Source organism: Ruegeria sp. D1(2025) (assembly GCF_056536425.1).
Genome location: NZ_JBQFPO010000045.1, coordinates 1 through 641 on the forward strand (window position 1 = coordinate 1; position 641 = coordinate 641).

Sequence of the window (641 nt, forward strand, 5' to 3'; positions counted from 1 at the left end):
TGGCGTGATGCACGACTCTGTTCGCAGTGGAACCTAGAAATATGTCCTCAAAACCAGGCTTGTGCGAGGCCAAGACGATGCAATCCGCGTCGCTCTCATTTGCGAAATCGACAATAGCCCTGCCCGCATGCCCAGAGATAAGCCGAGTTTCCGCGCCTGGAATTTCAGAAGCTGTCTGATGCAAGTTCTCAAGGATCTCATGCCGCGTATTTGCAAGCACTTCGCTTGGAATCTGAGACCCCACGTACGCGGGGATAGGCTCTTGGACGTGCACAACAGTAAATACAGCGTCCGCATCAGCCAATTGGTGTGCGGCCTCAAACGATGCTTGGGTGTCGTGCTCTTGGTCCAGTGCAACCGGGATCAGGATGTTCTTGTACATTTGACCTCCTATCTACTTCTCTGATGATTTCAATCTGGTTTAGTCGGCAGCAGGAAATCTAAACCGGCTCAGACTTTGAAGATTTCCCTGCGCTCTTTGTAGCGGCTGCAACATCATCAACTGTTTGCTCAACAGCTTCAGCCTCGGTTTCAGCGACATATGCTGCACAACGGGCCACGGTTTCGAACCATTCCTGCGCGTCAGCAACCAATCGCTCCGTCGAGTGGCGCTGCCATTCCGCCATACTCTGAAGGGCTTT

At 52.6% G+C, this 641-nt stretch carries 1 protein-coding gene and 1 pseudogene; both read right to left on the reverse strand.

Going from position 1 to position 641, the window contains the following annotated elements; all coding sequences use genetic code 11:
• On the reverse strand, positions 1–382 hold a 382-nt coding region (locus tag ACR1XU_RS23145; RefSeq protein ID WP_480909710.1), incomplete at its 3' end, for a universal stress protein.
• A 58-nt stretch (positions 383–440) separates the two neighbouring features.
• Positions 441–641 (reverse strand): annotated as a pseudogene (locus ACR1XU_RS23150) (hypothetical protein); the annotation flags it as partial.